The sequence below is a fragment of the Bradyrhizobium sp. Ai1a-2 genome, assembly GCF_000426245.1.
Taxonomy (GTDB): Bacteria; Pseudomonadota; Alphaproteobacteria; order Rhizobiales; family Xanthobacteraceae; genus Bradyrhizobium.
In genome coordinates this window covers 21828-37559 of record NZ_AUEZ01000026.1, presented here as the reverse complement: position 1 = coordinate 37559, position 15732 = coordinate 21828, and the positions used below count along the sequence as shown (strand labels likewise).

The window sequence follows — 15732 nt, the reverse complement described above, 5'->3', positions numbered from 1 at the left end:
CTTTGCCCACCCTACGGCTGCGTCTATTGCTTCGGCAGTTTTGCCTTCAGCCCATAGAGTGCGTCCAGCGCCTCGCGCGGCGACATTTCGTCGGGGTGCAGCGCTTTCACTGCTTCCATCAACAGCTCCGCTTCGCTCGGCGGCGCGGCTTCCGCGGCGGCGCGGGAGGGAACGGCGAACAGCGGCAGGTCGTCGGCCAAGGCGCGTGCAGTCTGGCCGCGGTCCTGCGCCTCCAGTTTCGCCAGCACGGACTTGGCGCGGCTGATCACAGCCGGCGGCAGGCCAGCGAGCTTTGCCACCTGGATGCCGTAGGAGCGGTCCGCCGAGCCCGGCAGCACCTCGTGCAGGAACACGACATTGCCCTGCCATTCCTTCACCCGCACCGTGGCGTTGAACAACCGCGGCAGTTTTGCCGACAGCGCGGTGAGCTCGTGATAGTGCGTCGCGAACAGCGTGCGGCAGCGGTTGTTCTCATGCAGATGTTCGATAGCGGCCCACGCAATCGAGAGGCCGTCGAAGGTCGCCGTGCCGCGGCCGATCTCGTCGAGGATGACAAGCGAGCGCTCGCTGGCCTGGTTGAGGATCGCCGCCGTCTCGACCATCTCGACCATGAAAGTCGAGCGTCCCCGCGCCAGATCGTCTGCCGCGCCGACGCGGGAGAACAGCCGATCGATGATGCCGATCCGCGCCCGTGAGGCCGGCACATAGCTTCCGATCTGCGCGAGCAGCGCGATCAGCGCATTCTGGCGCAGGAAGGTCGATTTGCCGGCCATGTTCGGACCGGTGAGGAGCCATATCTGTCCGGATTTCTGCGCCGGCCCCGGCGACAGGTCGCAAGCGTTGGCGATGAACGGCTGGCCGTCGCGCTTCAAGGCCTGCTCGACCACGGGATGGCGGCCGCCTTCGATCGCAAAGCCCAGCGAATGATCGACCTCGGGCCGCACGTAGTTTTCGTCGACCGCAAGCTTTGCCAGCGCGGTTGCGACATCGAGCAGTGCGAAGGCATGCGCGGCGGCGCGCAGATCATCGCTTGCGGCAAGCGCCGTGGCGCTGAGCCGGTCGAAGATCTCGAGCTCGAGATTGAGCGAGCGGTCGCCGGCATTGGCGATCTTGGCTTCGATCTCGCCGAGTTCTGACGTGGTGAAACGGACCTGGCCGGCTAGCGTCTGGCGATGGATGAAGGTCGCGTTCAAGGGCGGCGTCATCAATTTGTCGCCGTGCTGTGCGGTCACCTCGACGAAATAGCCGAGCACATTGTTGTGCCGGATCTTGAGCGCCTTGACGGAGGTCGCTTCGGCATAGCGCGCCTGCATCGAAGCGACGACGAGGCGCGAGGCGTCGCGCAGGTTCCGGCTTTCGTCGAGCGCGGCCTCATAGCCTTCGCGGACAAAACCGCCGTCGCGCTTGATCAGCGGCAATTGCTCGGCGAGCGCGCGCTCGAACTCATGCGCCAGGTCCCGCGACGGACGGCGCAGCGCCTCCATCACGGCCACGATTTCCGCCGGCGGCTGATCGAGCTGCGCCAGCCGCACCAACGCCTGATCGGCCGCCAGAATGCCGTCGCGGAGCCCTGCGAGATCGCGCGGGCCGCCGCGGCCGACCGACAGCCGCGCCAATGCGCGCGACATGTCGGGCGCCGCGCGCAGCACGCTGCGGATATCCTCGCGCGCGGCGCTATCCGCGACGAAGGCTGCGATGGCATCGAGCCGCCGCGTGATCGCAGTGCTATCGGTGAGCGGCGCCGCGAGCCGTTGCGCCAGCAGCCGCGAGCCGGCGGCGGTCACGGTGCAATCGATCGCATCGAGCAGCGAGCCGCGGCGTTCGCCACCGAGCGTTCGGGTCAATTCGAGATTGGCGCGCGTCGCCGGGTCGATCGCCATGGTGGTGCCGACGGCCTCGCGCGAGGGCGGCGACAGCGGCGGCCGTTTCCCAACCTGCGTGCGATCGATATAGGTGACGGCGGCCGCGGCGGCTGTCGCTTCCAATCGCGACATCGCGGCGAGGCCGTCCATGGTCGCAACAGCGAAATAGTCGCACAGCCGCCGCTCCGCGGTGGCGCCGTCGAAGACGTCACGGGTGAGCGGCGTCACCGCCGGCAATTCTCGAAGCAGTGCCCCGAACTCGACGTCATTGTAGAGCGCGTCGGTGACAATGGCTTCATTCGGATTGATCCGCGCCAGCGTTGCCGGAAGCTCGGCGACCGAGCATTCCGTCACCATGAATTCGGAGGTCGAGATATCGATCCAGGCAAGCCCGATGCGGTCGCCGCCCGACGAACCGCGGGCGCGGGCGATCGCTAACAGGTAATTGTTGGTGCGAGCATCGAGCAGCGTGTCTTCAGTCAGCGTGCCCGGCGTCACCAGCCGCACCACGTCGCGCTTGACGACGCTCTTGTTGCCGCGGGCGCGCGCGGTGGCTGGATCCTCGCTCTGCTCGCAGACTGCGACGCGGTGGCCGGCCGCGATCAATCGATGCAGATAATCCTCGGCGCGTTCCACCGGCACGCCGCACATCGGGATGTCCATGCCCTGGTGCTTGCCGCGCTTGGTCAGCACGATGCCGAGCGTCTTCGAGGCGATCTCGGCGTCTTCGAAGAACAATTCGTAGAAATCGCCCATCCGATAGAACAGGAGCAGGCCCTGATTGGCGGACTTGATTTCTAGGTACTGTTCCATCATCGGCGTGACGCGCGTAGGCGCCTCTGCGGCAGGCGTCGTCTCGGGTGGAACAGGAATGGGCTGCTGGACGGTCATTAGAGCGTTTTCGAGAGAAGTGGACACCGGTTCGCGTGAAGAAAACGCGTCAAGACAAGAATCTGGAGCCCGGTTCTTCTTCAAGCAGAACCGATAAGGCTCCAGGGGGCGGAAACTACAGAATTTCGCTCTTCCGTCCCACCGCTTTGCCCTGTGATTGCGGGTTTTCCACCCTCTCCACGTCTTGAACGCGGGCGAGGGGCGCGTTCCCCTCAATTGACCTCCTGCCAACCCGCTCCTAAAACTCGGTCCAATCCAAGCCTCTAGCGCCGAACCGGCGGCAATCAGGGAGAGAAATCAATGCGTGATGTATATATCTGCGATGCCGTCCGGACCCCGATCGGCCGCTTCGGAGGATCGCTCGCCAAGGTGCGCACCGACGATCTCGCCGCCACCCCGATCAAGGCGCTGATGGCCAAGCATCCGAACCTGGACTGGTCGCAGGTGGACGAGGTCTTTTTCGGCTGCGCCAATCAGGCAGGCGAGGACAACCGCAACGTTGCGCGCATGGCGCTGCTGCTCGCGGGCATGCCTGATACGGTTCCCGGCCAGACGCTGAACCGGCTTTGCGCCTCCGGTCTCGACGCGGTCGGCGCTGCCGGCCGCGCCATCCGCGCCGGCGAGATTGATTTCGCGATCGCTGGCGGCGTCGAATCGATGACGCGGGCGCCCTTCGTGATGGGCAAGGCGGCGGAAGCATTCTCGCGCTCGGCGGAAATCTTCGACACCACGATCGGCTGGCGCTTCATCAATCCCTTGATGAAGGCGCAGTATGGCGTCGATGCGATGCCGGAGACCGGCGAGAACGTCGCCGAGGAATTCCAGGTCTCGCGCGCCGACCAGGACGCGTTCGCGATCCGCTCGCAGCAGCGCGCGGGTGCTGCAATCGCGGCCGGCTATTTCGCCGAGGAGATCACGCCGGTGTCGGCGCCCGGCGGCAAGGCGGGCCCCATTACCGTCGACAAGGACGAGCATCCGCGTCCGGAGACGACGCTGGAAGGCCTCGCCAAGCTCAAGCCAGTGGTGCGCAATCCCGGCACGGTGACGGCGGGCAACGCCTCCGGCGTCAATGATGGCGCCGCCGCCATGATCCTCGCCTCCGAGGCCGCCGTGAAGAAGCACGGATTGACGCCGCGGGCGCGCATCCTCGGGCTTGCGTCCGCCGCGGTGCCGCCGCGCATCATGGGCATCGGCCCGGTGCCGGCGACGCGCAAATTGATGGAGCGGCTCGGGCTCAAGATCACTGATTTCGATTTGATCGAGCTCAATGAGGCCTTCGCCTCGCAGGGCATAGCCTGCCTGCGCCAGCTCGGGGTCAAGGAGGATGCCGACTTCGTGAACCCGCATGGTGGCGCGATCGCGCTCGGTCATCCCCTTGGCATGAGCGGCGCGCGGCTTGCTTTGACCGCGGTGCATGGCATGGAGAAGCGGGGCGGGAAGCTTGCCTTGGCAACCATGTGCGTCGGCGTCGGCCAGGGCGTTGCAGCGGCGATCGAGAAGCTGAATTGACCTCTCTCCGTCGTTGCGAGGAGCGGAGCGACGAAGCAATCCATACCTCCGCAAGCGGCGAGACGGATTGCTTCGCTGCGCTCGCAATGACGGGACGGAAAAGCAAAACACCGCTTTTCCGGGTTAGTTATATCCTATAATGATTTGGCGGCTGGCTCACCGGCAAGGAGCGCCAGGGAGGAAATCGTTATGACCTTGCTCTATCCGCTGCAATCGCTCGCGGCGCATCCGCCGCGGCTGTCGCCGGGCTATCGCTCGACGATCAAGCGCGCGCCGCAGAAGCCGCTGATCCCGATCCGGCAAACGCTCTCCGAACTGACCGGCCCAGTCTATGGCCACGAGACGGTGCGCGAGAACGACAACGACCTCACCATCCAGCACAAGGGCGAGCCGCTCGGCGAACGCATCATCGTGCACGGTCATGTGCTCGACGAAGACGGCCGCGGCGTGCCGAACGCGCTGGTGGAGTTGTGGCAGGCCAATGCCTGCGGCCGCTACGTCCATGTCGTCGACCAGCATCCGGCGCCGCTCGATCCGAACTTCACCGGCGCCGGCCGCGCGCAGACCGATGCAAGCGGCTATTACCGGTTCGTCACCGTCAAGCCCGGCGCCTATCCCTGGGGCAATCACCACAACGCCTGGCGCCCGGCCCACATCCATTTCTCGGTGTTCGGCCATACCTTCATCTCGCGCCTGGTGACGCAGATGTATTTCCCCGGCGATCCCCTGTTTCCGTTCGACCCGATCTTCAACTCGGTGACGGATGAGAAGGCGCGCGCGCGGATGATCTCCTCGTTCGATCTCGAGAACACCCAGCCGGAATGGGCGCTGTGCTACCGCTTCAACATTGTCCTGCGCGGCAGGAACGCGACGCCGATGGAGAATAAATCGTGAGCGAGCAGCGGCCGGACGGCATCACGCCATCGCAGACCGTCGGCCCGTATTTCAAATACGGACTGACGCCGAACGGCGAATACGCATGGAACGACGCCTTCACCAACAACCTGATCACGCCGGATGTTTCCGGCGAGCGCATCCGCGTCGAGGGTATCGTTTATGACGGCGACGGCGTGCCGGTGCCGGACTGCATGCTGGAGATCTGGCAGGCCGACGCGCAGGGCCGGTTCTCCGATCCGCAGGATGCCCGCGCGCTGCCCAACAGTTCGTTCAAGGGCTTCGGCCGCGTCGGCACCGATGCCAAGGGCGGCTATTGCTTCGATACCATCAAGCCCGGGCCGGTGCCCGATCCGGACGGCACGCCGCAGGCGCCGCACATTCTGCTCGCGGTGTATGCGCGCGGCATGCTGCTGCATCTCTACACGCGGATCTATTTCGACGACGAAGCGGCCAATGCCGCCGACCCCGTGCTGGCGTTGGTGCCGGCGGATCGCCGCGCCACTTTGATCGCCAGGAAGGCGGCGTCGAATCCGACCTACGTGCTCGACATCCACCTGCAGGGTGACAACGAGACAGTGTTCTTCGACGTGTAATTCCCGGCCGTCATTGCGAGGAGCGGAGCGACGAAGCAATCCATCTCTCCGCAAGTGGAGGCATGGATTGCTTCGCTCCGCTCGCAATGACGGGTTGCCGCTACCGCACATTCGGCAGATAGCGCGAGCCTTCCTTCCCCAAAAACTCCAGCATCGCCTGCGCCGGCGGCAGCAGGATCTTGTCGGCGCGGCGGATCGCGTGCCATTGGCGCATCACGGGCAGGCCTGCGACCTTGAGCACCGCCAGCCGTCCTTCCTCCAGTTCGTGGAACACCGTGTGCTGGGAAATGAAGGCGATGCCGAGCCCGGCCATCACCGCCTGCTTGATGGTCTCGTTGCTGTCCATGGCCATGCCGATCTTGGGCTCGATCCGGTGCTTCTGGAAGAACTGTTCCATCAGCATCCGCGTGCCGGAGCCGTGCTCGCGGGTGATGAAGGTCTCGCTGGCGAGATCCGCAGCGGCGACGCGCTTCTTTCCATTGAGCCGATGATCGGCGGCGGCGATGATCACGTGCGGATGCCTGCCGAGCGGACGCATCTCGACCTCGATATCCGCAGGCGGCTGCCCCATCACGGCGATATCGAGATCGTAGCCGCGTAGCGCGTCGCGGATGTCTTCGCGGTTGCCGATCCTCAGCGTCACATCGATCTTCGGGTAGCGCTGCGAGAACGCCGCGATCGCGAACGGCACGAAGTATTTCGCGGTGCTGACCGCGCCCATGGCGACACGCCCGCCGCTCTTGCCCGCGATCATGTCGAGCGACTGTTCGCAGTCGGCGAGCGCGGATTCGATGCGCTCGACCAGTGCAAGAACGGTGCGGCCCGCGTCGGTCAGCGCCATGCCTTCGCCGGTACGCTGGATCAGCGGCAGGCCGGCGAGTTCCTGCAGGTTGCGAAGCTGCAGGGTGACCGCGGGCTGGGTGAGGTTGAGCCGGTTCGCTGCGCCCGTGATCGAGCCCGCCGCATGCACAGCGGTCAGCGCGCGCAACTGACGAATGGTGAGGTCGCGCGAGAAATGTCCCGGCATGGGCACCTCCATAAAAAATACTTTGGCCACCCTTAAGATATTAAAATTTCACTAATCCGACAATTCGCGCGTTGATAGTGGCGACAGCGACTCTGCCCGGAGCCGCCTCAAGCGAAGCCCCGTCGAGAGGGCTCGATGAATGGGAGAGCGGCCGTGGATCATCTTCCTGCATTGCATGCCTATCTCGACGACCCCGCGCGTCAGGATACCGTTCGCACCGCCGCCGTCGCGGTAGTCGAGGCGCTGGCCGTGGCCGCGGTCGAACTCGCAGGCGTCATCGCCTCGGGCCCGCTGGTCGGCATCACCGGCCGGGACGGCGCGGTCAATCCCGACGGCGACACCCAAAAGGACATCGATATTGTCGCAGATCGGCTGATGCTTGGCGCCCTGCGCACAGCGCCGGTGGCCGCCGTGCTCTCCGAGGAAGTGGAACTACCGGAGACGCTCGACGCCGAGGCGCCGCTTTGTGTTGCGATCGACCCGCTCGACGGCTCGGCCAATCTTGCGAACAACATCTCGGTCGGCACCATCTTTTCGATCCGGCCCAAAGCGCGCGATATCCTCTCGACCTTCTTCGAGCCCGGCACCGCGCAGATCGCCGCCGGCTGCTTCATCTATGGCCCGCAGACCGTGCTGGTGCTGGCACTGGACCAGCGCGTCGATGTCTTCACCCTGTATCCCCCCAGGCGAGAATTCGTGCTGACCGGGCGCGGCGTCCGCATTCCGCCCGACACGCCGGAGTTCGCGATCAACGCCTCGAACCGCCGGCACTGGAGCGGAGCGGTGCGCGGCTATATCGACGAATGCCTCGCCGGCGCCAATGGCGAGTGCGGCCGCGATTTCAACATGCGCTGGATCGGCTCGCTGGTGGCGGAAGCCTACCGCATCCTGGTCCGTGGCGGGGTGTTTCTCTATCCGGCCGATGCGCGTCCGGGCTACCGCGAGGGCCGCCTGCGCCTGCTCTACGAAGCCCATCCGGTGGCGCTGATCATGGAATGGGCTGATGGCGCGGCCTCCAGCGGGCGGGCGCGTATCCTCGAACTTTCGGCGCGGACGCCACACCAGCGGGTGCCCTTGATCATGGGATCGCCGCGTACTGTGCGCGGCATCGAGGTGATGCACGAAGGTGTCGAGCCGCTATTCGAAAACGCCGACGCGCCGTTGTTCGCGCGCCGCGGACTGTTTCGCTGAAGGAGGCCGGCATGTCGCGGCGTCATCCCATCATATCGGTCACGGGGTCTTCCGGCGCCGGAACGACGTCGGTCCGGAAGACCTTCGAGAACATCTTCCGACGCGAGAATGTCAGCGCCGCCTATGTCGAGGGCGATGCCTTCCACCGCTACGATCGCGCCGAGATGCGCACCAGGATGGTGGAGGAGGCCGAGCTCGGCAACAAGCATTTCAGCCATTTCAGCCCCGATACCAATTTGTTCGAGGAGCTCGAAAAGCTGTTCCGCGACTACAGCGAGTCCGGCACCGGCACGACGCGGCACTACGTGCACGACGAAGAGGAGGCGCGGCTATACCGCGGGGATCCCGGCACTTTCACCAAATGGGAGCCGCTGCCAGAGAATTCCGATCTCCTGTTCTATGAAGGGCTGCACGGCGCCGTCGTCACCGAAAAGGTGAACGTCGCCAAATATGCCGACCTCAAGATCGGCGTCGTGCCTGTCATCAATCTCGAATGGATCCAGAAGCTGCATCGCGACCGCAGCCACCGCGGCTATTCCACCGAAGCCGTGACCGACACCATCCTGCGGCGCATGCCTGATTATGTGAACTACATCTGTCCGCAGTTCACGGAGACCGACATCAACTTCCAGCGCGTGCCGACGGTCGACACGTCGAATCCGTTCATCGCGCGCTGGATTCCGACGCCGGACGAATCGATGGTGGTGATCCGGCTGAAGAACCCGCGCGGCATCGATTTTCCCTATCTGCTCTCGATGATCCCGCACAGCTTCATGTCGCGCGCCAATTCCATCGTGATCCATGGCGCCAAGCTCGACCTCGCGATGCAGCTCATCCTCACCCCGCTGATCCTGCAACTGGTGGAACGAAAGAGGCGAACGATATGACCGCACTTGCGTCTGTGGCCAGCCGCGCCGAAGTCAGCCATGCCGAGATGGCGAACGCCATTCGCTTCCTCGCCATCGATGCCGTGGAGAAGGCGAAGTCCGGGCATCCGGGCATGCCGATGGGCATGGCCGACGTCGCGACCGTACTGTTCTCGCGCTTCCTCAAATTCGATCCCGATGATCCGGCCTGGCCCGACCGCGACCGCTTCGTGCTCTCGGCCGGCCATGGCTCGATGCTGCTCTACGCGCTGCTGCATTTGACCGGCTATGAGGGTGTCACGCTGGATCAGCTCAAGGCGTTCCGCCAGTGGGGGTCGGCAACGCCCGGCCATCCCGAATATGGCCACACCGCCGGCGTGGAGACGACCACCGGGCCGCTCGGGCAGGGCATCGCGACCGCCGTCGGCATGGCGCTCGCCGAGCGATTGATGAATGCGCGGTTCGGCGACGAACTCGTCGACCACTTCACCTACGTCATCGCCGGCGACGGCTGCCTGATGGAAGGCATCAGCCACGAGGCGATCTCGCTCGCCGGCCATCTGCGGCTGAACCGGTTGATCGTGCTGTTCGACGACAACCGGATCTCGATCGACGGGGCGACCTCGTTGTCCTGTTCGGACCATCAGCTCGCGCGCTTCAGGGCCTCCGGCTGGTCGGCCTGCCGGATCGACGGCCATGATCCGCAAGCGGTTGCGAGGGCGATCGATGAAGCCAGGAAGAGTAACCTGCCGTCGCTGATTGCCTGCCAGACCGTGATCGGCTTCGGCGCGCCCAATCGTCAAGGCAGCGAGAAGGTTCATGGTGCACCGCTCGGATCGGAGGAGGTCGCCAAAACGCGGGCAGCGCTTGATTGGCGTCACGAGCCATTTGAGCTTCCCGAAGCCGTGCTTGCGGAATGGCGGGAGATCGGCGCACGCGGCCGCGCGGCGCGCCGTGCCTGGATCGAGCGTTCACGGCGCGCCTGCGCCAACGGCAGGTCGCCGTTCCACGATGCGCTGAACAAGAAGTTGCCCGGCGCCTATGCCGAGGCGATGACGAAGCTGAAGGAGCGGTTCGCGCTCGAGCGTCCGAAGCTTGCGACACGGCAGGCGTCGCAACACGTGATCGATGTGATCGCCGAAGCGCTGCCGAACCTGCTCGGCGGCTCGGCCGACCTGACGCATTCCAATCTCACGCTGGCGAAGACCCAGGTGCCGGTTCACGCCGGTTGGCTGCACGGCAGCTATATCCACTATGGCATCCGCGAGCATGCCATGGCGGCCGCGATGAACGGCATCGCGCTGCACGGCGGCTTCATCCCCTATGGCGGAACATTCCTCGCTTTCGCTGACTATAGCCGCCCGGCGATCCGGCTCGCCGCGCTGATGGGCATCCGCGTCATCCACGTCATGACCCACGATTCGATCGGGCTGGGCGAGGATGGTCCGACCCACCAGCCGGTCGAGCACCTCGCCGCGCTCCGTGCGATCCCCAATCTACTCGTGTTTCGTCCCGCCGATCCGGTCGAGACCGTGGAAGCCTGGGATTGCGCGCTAAAGGCTGAGACCTCGCCGTCGATTCTGTGTCTGGCGCGGCAGGCGCTGCCCGCCTTCCGCGATGCGACCGATACCAACTACGTCGCTCTTGGCGCCTATGTGGCGATCGAGCCGGACGGAGGCCGTGACGTTACGCTGATCGCGACCGGCTCGGAAGTGTCGCTCGCGCTCGAAGCAGCGAAGCTGCTCGCAAGCGAGAACATCCGCGCCGCCGTCGTCTCCGCGCCGTGTTTCGATCTGTTCCGGAAGCAGCCGAGCGACTACCGCGCCAAGGTGTTGGGCGATGCGCCGCGCGTCGGCGTAGAGGCTGCCGTCGAGGGCGATTGGGCGCGCTGGCTTGGCGACGACGGCGAGTTCGTCGGCATGAACGGCTTCGGCGCGTCTGCGCCGGCCGACGTGCTCTACCGCGAGTTCGGCATCACACCGACCGCCGTCGCTGCTGCAGCGAGGCGCGTGATCCGGCAGGCGAGCGAAAGGAGATAAGCATGGCGCGGATAACCTTGAGGCAATTGTTAGATCATGCCGCCGAGCGCGGCTACGGCGTGCCGGCTTTCAACATCAACAATATGGAGCAGGGCCTCGCCATCATGGAGGCGGCCGCCGCCTGCGATGCGCCCGTCATCATCCAGGCCTCGCGCGGCGCGCGCGCCTATGCGAACGACATCATGCTGGCGAAGATGATCGATGCGCTCGAGGAGATGCATCCGGACGTACCGCTCTGCCTGGATCTGGATCATGGCAACGAGGAATCCACCTGCGCCACTGCGATCCGCTACGGCTTCACTTCGGTGATGATGGACGGCTCGCTGAAGGCCGATGCCAAGACCGCGGCCGATTATGACTACAATGTCGACATCACCCGCCGCGTCGTCGATATCGCGCATTGGGTCGGTGCCTCCGTCGAGGGCGAGCTTGGCGTGCTCGGTTCGCTCGAACATGGCGGCGGGGAGCAGGAAGACGGCCACGGCGCCGAAGGCAAGCTCAGCCATGATCAGCTTCTGACGGATCCCGGCCAGGCCGTCGACTTCGTCCGCGCCACCAAGGTCGATGCGCTCGCGATCGCGATGGGCACCTCGCATGGCGCCTACAAGTTCACACGGCGGCCCGATGGCGAGATTCTCGCGATGCGCGTGGTGGAGGAGATCCACCAGCGGCTGCCGAACACGCATCTGGTGATGCACGGCTCGTCCTCGGTGCCGCAGCCATTGCAGGACATGTTCAACCAGTTCGGCGGCGAGATGCCGCAGACCTGGGGCGTTCCGGTCGATGAGATCGTCCGAGGCATCAAGCACGGCGTGCGCAAGGTCAACATCGATACCGACTGTCGCCTCGCGATGGCGGCCGCCTTCCGCAAGGTCGCGACCCAATCGAAAAGCGAATTCGATCCGCGCAAGTTCTTGAAACCCGCGATGGAAGCCTTGCGCGACCTTTGCCGCGACCGCTTCGAGCAGTTCGGTACCGCGGGCAATGCCGGAAAGATCAAGGTGATTTCGCTTTCCGAGATGGCGAGGCGCTACCGCGCCGGCGCGCTCGATCCGCAGATTGGGGCGATGACCGAAGCAGCGTGAGGGGCACGCCAGAACAATTTCAGGAGGACCATATGAACATGCAGTCGATGACCCTGCGCGGCAAGGATCGCTACAAATCCGGCGTGATGGAATACAAGCGGATGGGCTACTGGGAGCCCGATTACGAGCCCAAGGACACCGACGTCATCGCGCTATTCCGCGTTACGCCGCAGGACGGCGTCGATCCGACCGAAGCCTGCGCGGCGGTAGCAGGCGAATCCTCGACCGCGACCTGGACCGTAGTGTGGACCGACCGCCTGACGGCGGCGGAAAAATACCGCGCGAAATGCTACCGCGTCGATCCGGTGCCGAATTCGCCCGGCAGCTATTTCGCCTACATCGCCTACGACCTCGATTTGTTCGAGCCGGGCTCGATCGCGAACCTCACCGCGTCGATCATCGGCAACGTCTTCGGCTTCAAGCCGCTGAAGGCGCTGCGGCTCGAGGACATGCGGCTTCCCGTTGCCTATGTAAAGACGTTCCAGGGACCGGCGACCGGCATCGTGGTCGAGCGCGAGCGGCTCGACAAATTCGGCCGCCCCTTGCTCGGCGCCACCGTGAAGCCGAAGCTCGGCCTCTCCGGCCGCAACTATGGCCGCGTCGTCTATGAGGCGCTTAAGGGCGGGCTCGATTTCACCAAGGACGACGAGAACATCAACTCGCAGCCCTTCATGCATTGGCGCGAGCGCTTCCTCTACTGCATGGAGGCGGTGAACCGCGCGCAGGCTGCGACCGGTGAGATCAAGGGCACCTATCTCAACGTCACCGCGGCGACCATGGAGGACATGTACGAGCGCGCCGAGTTCGCGCGGCAGCTCGGCTCGACCATCGTCATGATCGATCTCGTGATCGGCTACACCGCGATCCAGTCGATGGCCAAATGGGCGCGCAAGAATGACATGATCCTGCATCTGCACCGCGCCGGCCACTCCACCTACACGCGGCAGCGCAATCATGGAGTCTCGTTCCGCGTCATCGCCAAGTGGATGCGGCTGGCGGGCGTGGATCACATTCACGCCGGCACCGTGGTCGGCAAGCTCGAGGGTGATCCGAACACCACGCGCGGTTACTACGACATCTGCCGCGAAGACTTCAATCCGATGCAGCTCGAGCACGGCGTGTTCTTCGACCAGCATTGGGCCAGCCTCAACAAGCTGATGCCGGTCGCCTCGGGCGGCATCCATGCCGGCCAGATGCATCAGTTGCTCGACCTGCTCGGTGAGGATGTCGTGCTGCAATTCGGCGGCGGCACCATTGGTCACCCGCAGGGCATCCAAGCGGGCGCCACCGCCAACCGCGTCGCGCTGGAAGCGATGATCCTCGCCCGCAACGAGGGGCGCGACTACGTCCATGAGGGGCCGGAGATCCTGGCCAAGGCGGCGCAAAGCTGCACGCCGCTGCGCGAGGCGCTCGAGGTCTGGAAGGACGTCACCTTCAACTATGAATCGACCGACGCGCCGGATTTCGTTCCGACGCCGAGCGTCGCGGTCTGAAAGGAGCACATCATGCGCATAACCCAGGGCTGCTTCTCCTTCCTGCCCGATCTCACCGACGAGCAGATCACTGCGCAGGTTCAATACTGCCTCGACAAGGGCTGGGCGGTGAACATCGAGTTCACCGACGATCCGCATCCCCGCAACACCTATTGGGAGATGTGGGGCCTGCCGATGTTCGATCTGCGCGACGCTGCCGGCATCATGCGGGAGCTCGCCGAATGCCGGCGGGTCTATGGTAACAGTTACATCCGGATCTCCGGTTTCGATTCGAGCCACGGATGGGAGTCCGTTCGCATCTCCTTCATCGTCAACCGGCCCAAGCACGAGCCCGGTTTCCGGCTCGACCGGCAGGAATCCGTCGGCCGCAACCTCCGCTATTCGACGCGCGCCTATGCGGCGGAGCGGCCTGAGGGCGAGCGCTACGCCGATCGTTAACCCCGCGTCCGGTTGAAACCAGGCGGGTGGCTCCCTCGGCCGACCTGGTCCGGATGCACTTCTCCGTCGTCGCGAGCCGCGACGACGGAGCTTTTCGACACGAGAGCAGGATGACGCAACCACAGCCACAGACTCACGACGCCCCGCTGGAGGCCGTCGATCTCCGGCGCGAATTCGCCGACCTCGGCATCGGCGCCGTGCTCGACCAGCTCGATTCCGAGCTGATCGGCCTGGCGCCGGTGAAGACGCGCATCCGCGAGATCGCGGCGCTGCTGCTGGTGGAGCGCATCAGGCAGAAGATGGCGCTCGCCACCACCTTTCCGACCCTGCATATGTCCTTCACCGGCAATCCCGGCACCGGCAAGACCACGGTGGCGTTGCGGATGGCCAGCATCCTGCACCGGCTCGGCTTCGTGCGCCGCGGCCACGTCATCAGCGTCACCCGTGATGATCTGGTCGGGCAATATATCGGCCACACCGCGCCGAAGACCAAGGAGATCCTGAAGAAGGCGATGGGCGGCGTGCTGTTCATCGACGAGGCCTATTACCTCTATCGCCCCGACAACGAGCGCGACTATGGCCAGGAGGCGATCGAAATCCTCCTGCAGATCATGGAGCAGCAGCGCGAGGATCTGGTTGTGATCCTCGCCGGCTATGGCGACCGCATGGAAAAATTCTTCCAGAGCAATCCGGGTTTTCGCTCCCGCATCGCCCATCACATCGACTTTCCCGATTATGCGGATACCGAGCTGCTGGCGATCGCCGAATTGATGCTGCAGCAGCAGAACTACCGCTTCTCATCGGCGGCGCGAGATGCCTTCATTCGCTATATCGCCGTGCGCAAGACCCAGCCGCTGTTCTCCAATGCGCGCTCGATTCGCAACGCGCTGGATCGTATCCGGCTCCGCCAGGCCAACCGCATCGTCTCGCGGCTCGACCGCGTCTTGACCACAGACGATGTGATGTCGATCGAGGCCGGCGACGTGCTGGCAAGCCGCGTTTTTTCGAAAGGCGCGACGGACAACGAGACATGAGCGAGACGCTGGCAGCTGTGCGCGCGTCGGGCTTCGGGGACGTCATCGCCCGCGCCCACGCGCTGATCTTCGACGTCGACGGCACAATGGCCGAGACGGAGGAAGTGCATCGCCGTGCGTTCAACGACGCGTTCTCCCGCGCACGCCTCAACTGGTACTGGGACCAGGCGACCTATGGACAGTTGCTGCGTGTCGCCGGGGGCAAGGAGCGGATCCGCGCGTTTGCCATGCGCAAGCGAACCATGCCCCTGCTGTCGCATCGCGAGATCGCAGAGCTGCACCGGATCAAGACCGAGCGTTATGCCGAACTGATCGCAACGGGCGGCTGCCCGCTGCGGCCCGGCGTGGAGGCTTTGCTCCGAAAGGCGCGACGGCGCAGCCAGCGGCTGGCGATCGCGACGACGACTTCGCGCGCCAATATCGATGCGCTGTTGTCAGTCGCGCTGGGCGAGGATTGGGCCGAATGGTTCGAGGCGATCGTTGCCGGCGACGATGTGCCCGCGAAGAAGCCTGCACCCGACGTCTATCTCATGATGCTGGCGCGACTGTCGCTTCCGGCCTCGCGCTGCATCGCCATCGAGGACTCGCGCAACGGATTGCTCGCGGCCTCGCGTGCCGGCATTCCCGTGCTGTTCACCCGGAGCGCCTATTTCCGCGACGATGATTGTTCGGAAGCGCTGCTCGCCGTCGATGAGTTGACCGAGATCGGACTGCCGTAGCCCGGGTGGAGCGCCAGCGTAACCCGGGGGCCGCTCACAAATCTGGGCGCAGATGTCCCGGGTTGCGCTTCGCTCCACCCGGGCTACG

13 protein-coding genes are annotated in these 15732 nt (G+C 64.9%); 11 read left to right on the top strand and 2 right to left on the bottom strand.

Annotation, left to right across the window (positions count from 1 at the left end):
- Positions 1-23: 23 nt before the first annotated feature.
- Positions 24-2753, bottom strand: coding sequence for a DNA mismatch repair protein MutS (gene mutS, locus K288_RS0117950; RefSeq protein ID WP_027580802.1), 2730 nt, complete (start codon positions 2751-2753; stop codon positions 24-26).
- A gap of 300 nt (positions 2754-3053) precedes the next feature.
- Here mutS and pcaF point away from each other — a divergent pair, with 300 nt between their 5' ends.
- From pcaF to pcaG, 3 genes are all read left to right on the top strand, one after another.
- Complete coding sequence (gene pcaF / locus K288_RS0117945) at positions 3054-4262, top strand: 3-oxoadipyl-CoA thiolase (RefSeq protein ID WP_027580801.1); 1209 nt, start codon at positions 3054-3056, stop codon at positions 4260-4262.
- 189 nt (positions 4263-4451) lie between these two features.
- Positions 4452-5156: a protocatechuate 3,4-dioxygenase subunit beta gene (gene pcaH, locus K288_RS0117940; RefSeq protein WP_027580800.1), complete on the top strand. Its 705-nt coding sequence runs from the start codon at positions 4452-4454 to the stop codon at positions 5154-5156.
- Complete coding sequence (gene pcaG, locus K288_RS0117935; protein ID WP_027580799.1) at positions 5153-5752, top strand: protocatechuate 3,4-dioxygenase subunit alpha; 600 nt, start codon at positions 5153-5155, stop codon at positions 5750-5752. Before pcaH ends, pcaG begins: the two co-directional genes overlap by 4 nt.
- Positions 5753-5852: 100 nt before the next feature.
- On the opposite strand, the gene K288_RS0117930 is transcribed toward pcaG, so the two are convergent.
- Entirely contained in the window at positions 5853-6779 is a 927-nt protein-coding gene (locus K288_RS0117930; RefSeq protein WP_027580798.1) for a LysR family transcriptional regulator, read from the bottom strand.
- 135 nt (positions 6780-6914) lie between these two features.
- On the opposite strand from K288_RS0117930, the gene K288_RS0117925 reads away from it, so the two are divergent.
- The 8 genes from K288_RS0117925 (at position 6915) to K288_RS0117890 (ending at position 15644) form a co-directional block, all read left to right on the top strand.
- The gene (locus K288_RS0117925) at positions 6915-7970 is read left to right on the top strand and encodes a class 1 fructose-bisphosphatase (RefSeq protein ID WP_043160139.1); all 1056 of its coding nucleotides are present in this window, start codon (positions 6915-6917) and stop codon (positions 7968-7970) included.
- An 11-nt stretch (positions 7971-7981) separates the two neighbouring features.
- Positions 7982-8857: a phosphoribulokinase gene (locus K288_RS0117920; protein ID WP_027580796.1), complete on the top strand. Its 876-nt coding sequence runs from the start codon at positions 7982-7984 to the stop codon at positions 8855-8857.
- Positions 8854-10875 (top strand): transketolase, encoded by a 2022-nt coding sequence (gene tkt, locus K288_RS0117915; protein ID WP_027580795.1) that lies wholly within the window; start codon positions 8854-8856, stop codon positions 10873-10875. Before K288_RS0117920 ends, tkt begins: the two co-directional genes overlap by 4 nt.
- A 2-nt stretch (positions 10876-10877) precedes the next feature.
- The gene (gene fba, locus K288_RS0117910) at positions 10878-11960 is read left to right on the top strand and encodes a class II fructose-bisphosphate aldolase (protein ID WP_027580794.1); all 1083 of its coding nucleotides are present in this window, start codon (positions 10878-10880) and stop codon (positions 11958-11960) included.
- 32 nt (positions 11961-11992) lie between these two features.
- Positions 11993-13453, top strand: a complete 1461-nt coding sequence (locus K288_RS0117905; protein ID WP_027580793.1) for a form I ribulose bisphosphate carboxylase large subunit — start codon at positions 11993-11995, stop codon at positions 13451-13453.
- A gap of 12 nt (positions 13454-13465) precedes the next feature.
- Positions 13466-13891, top strand: a complete 426-nt coding sequence (locus tag K288_RS0117900; protein ID WP_027580792.1) for a ribulose bisphosphate carboxylase small subunit — start codon at positions 13466-13468, stop codon at positions 13889-13891.
- Between the two features lie 110 nt (positions 13892-14001).
- Complete coding sequence (cbbX, locus tag K288_RS0117895) at positions 14002-14925, top strand: CbbX protein (RefSeq protein WP_027580791.1); 924 nt, start codon at positions 14002-14004, stop codon at positions 14923-14925.
- Positions 14922-15644: an HAD family hydrolase gene (locus K288_RS0117890; RefSeq protein ID WP_027580790.1), complete on the top strand. Its 723-nt coding sequence runs from the start codon at positions 14922-14924 to the stop codon at positions 15642-15644. Before cbbX ends, K288_RS0117890 begins: the two co-directional genes overlap by 4 nt.
- Positions 15645-15732: the final 88 nt, after the last annotated feature.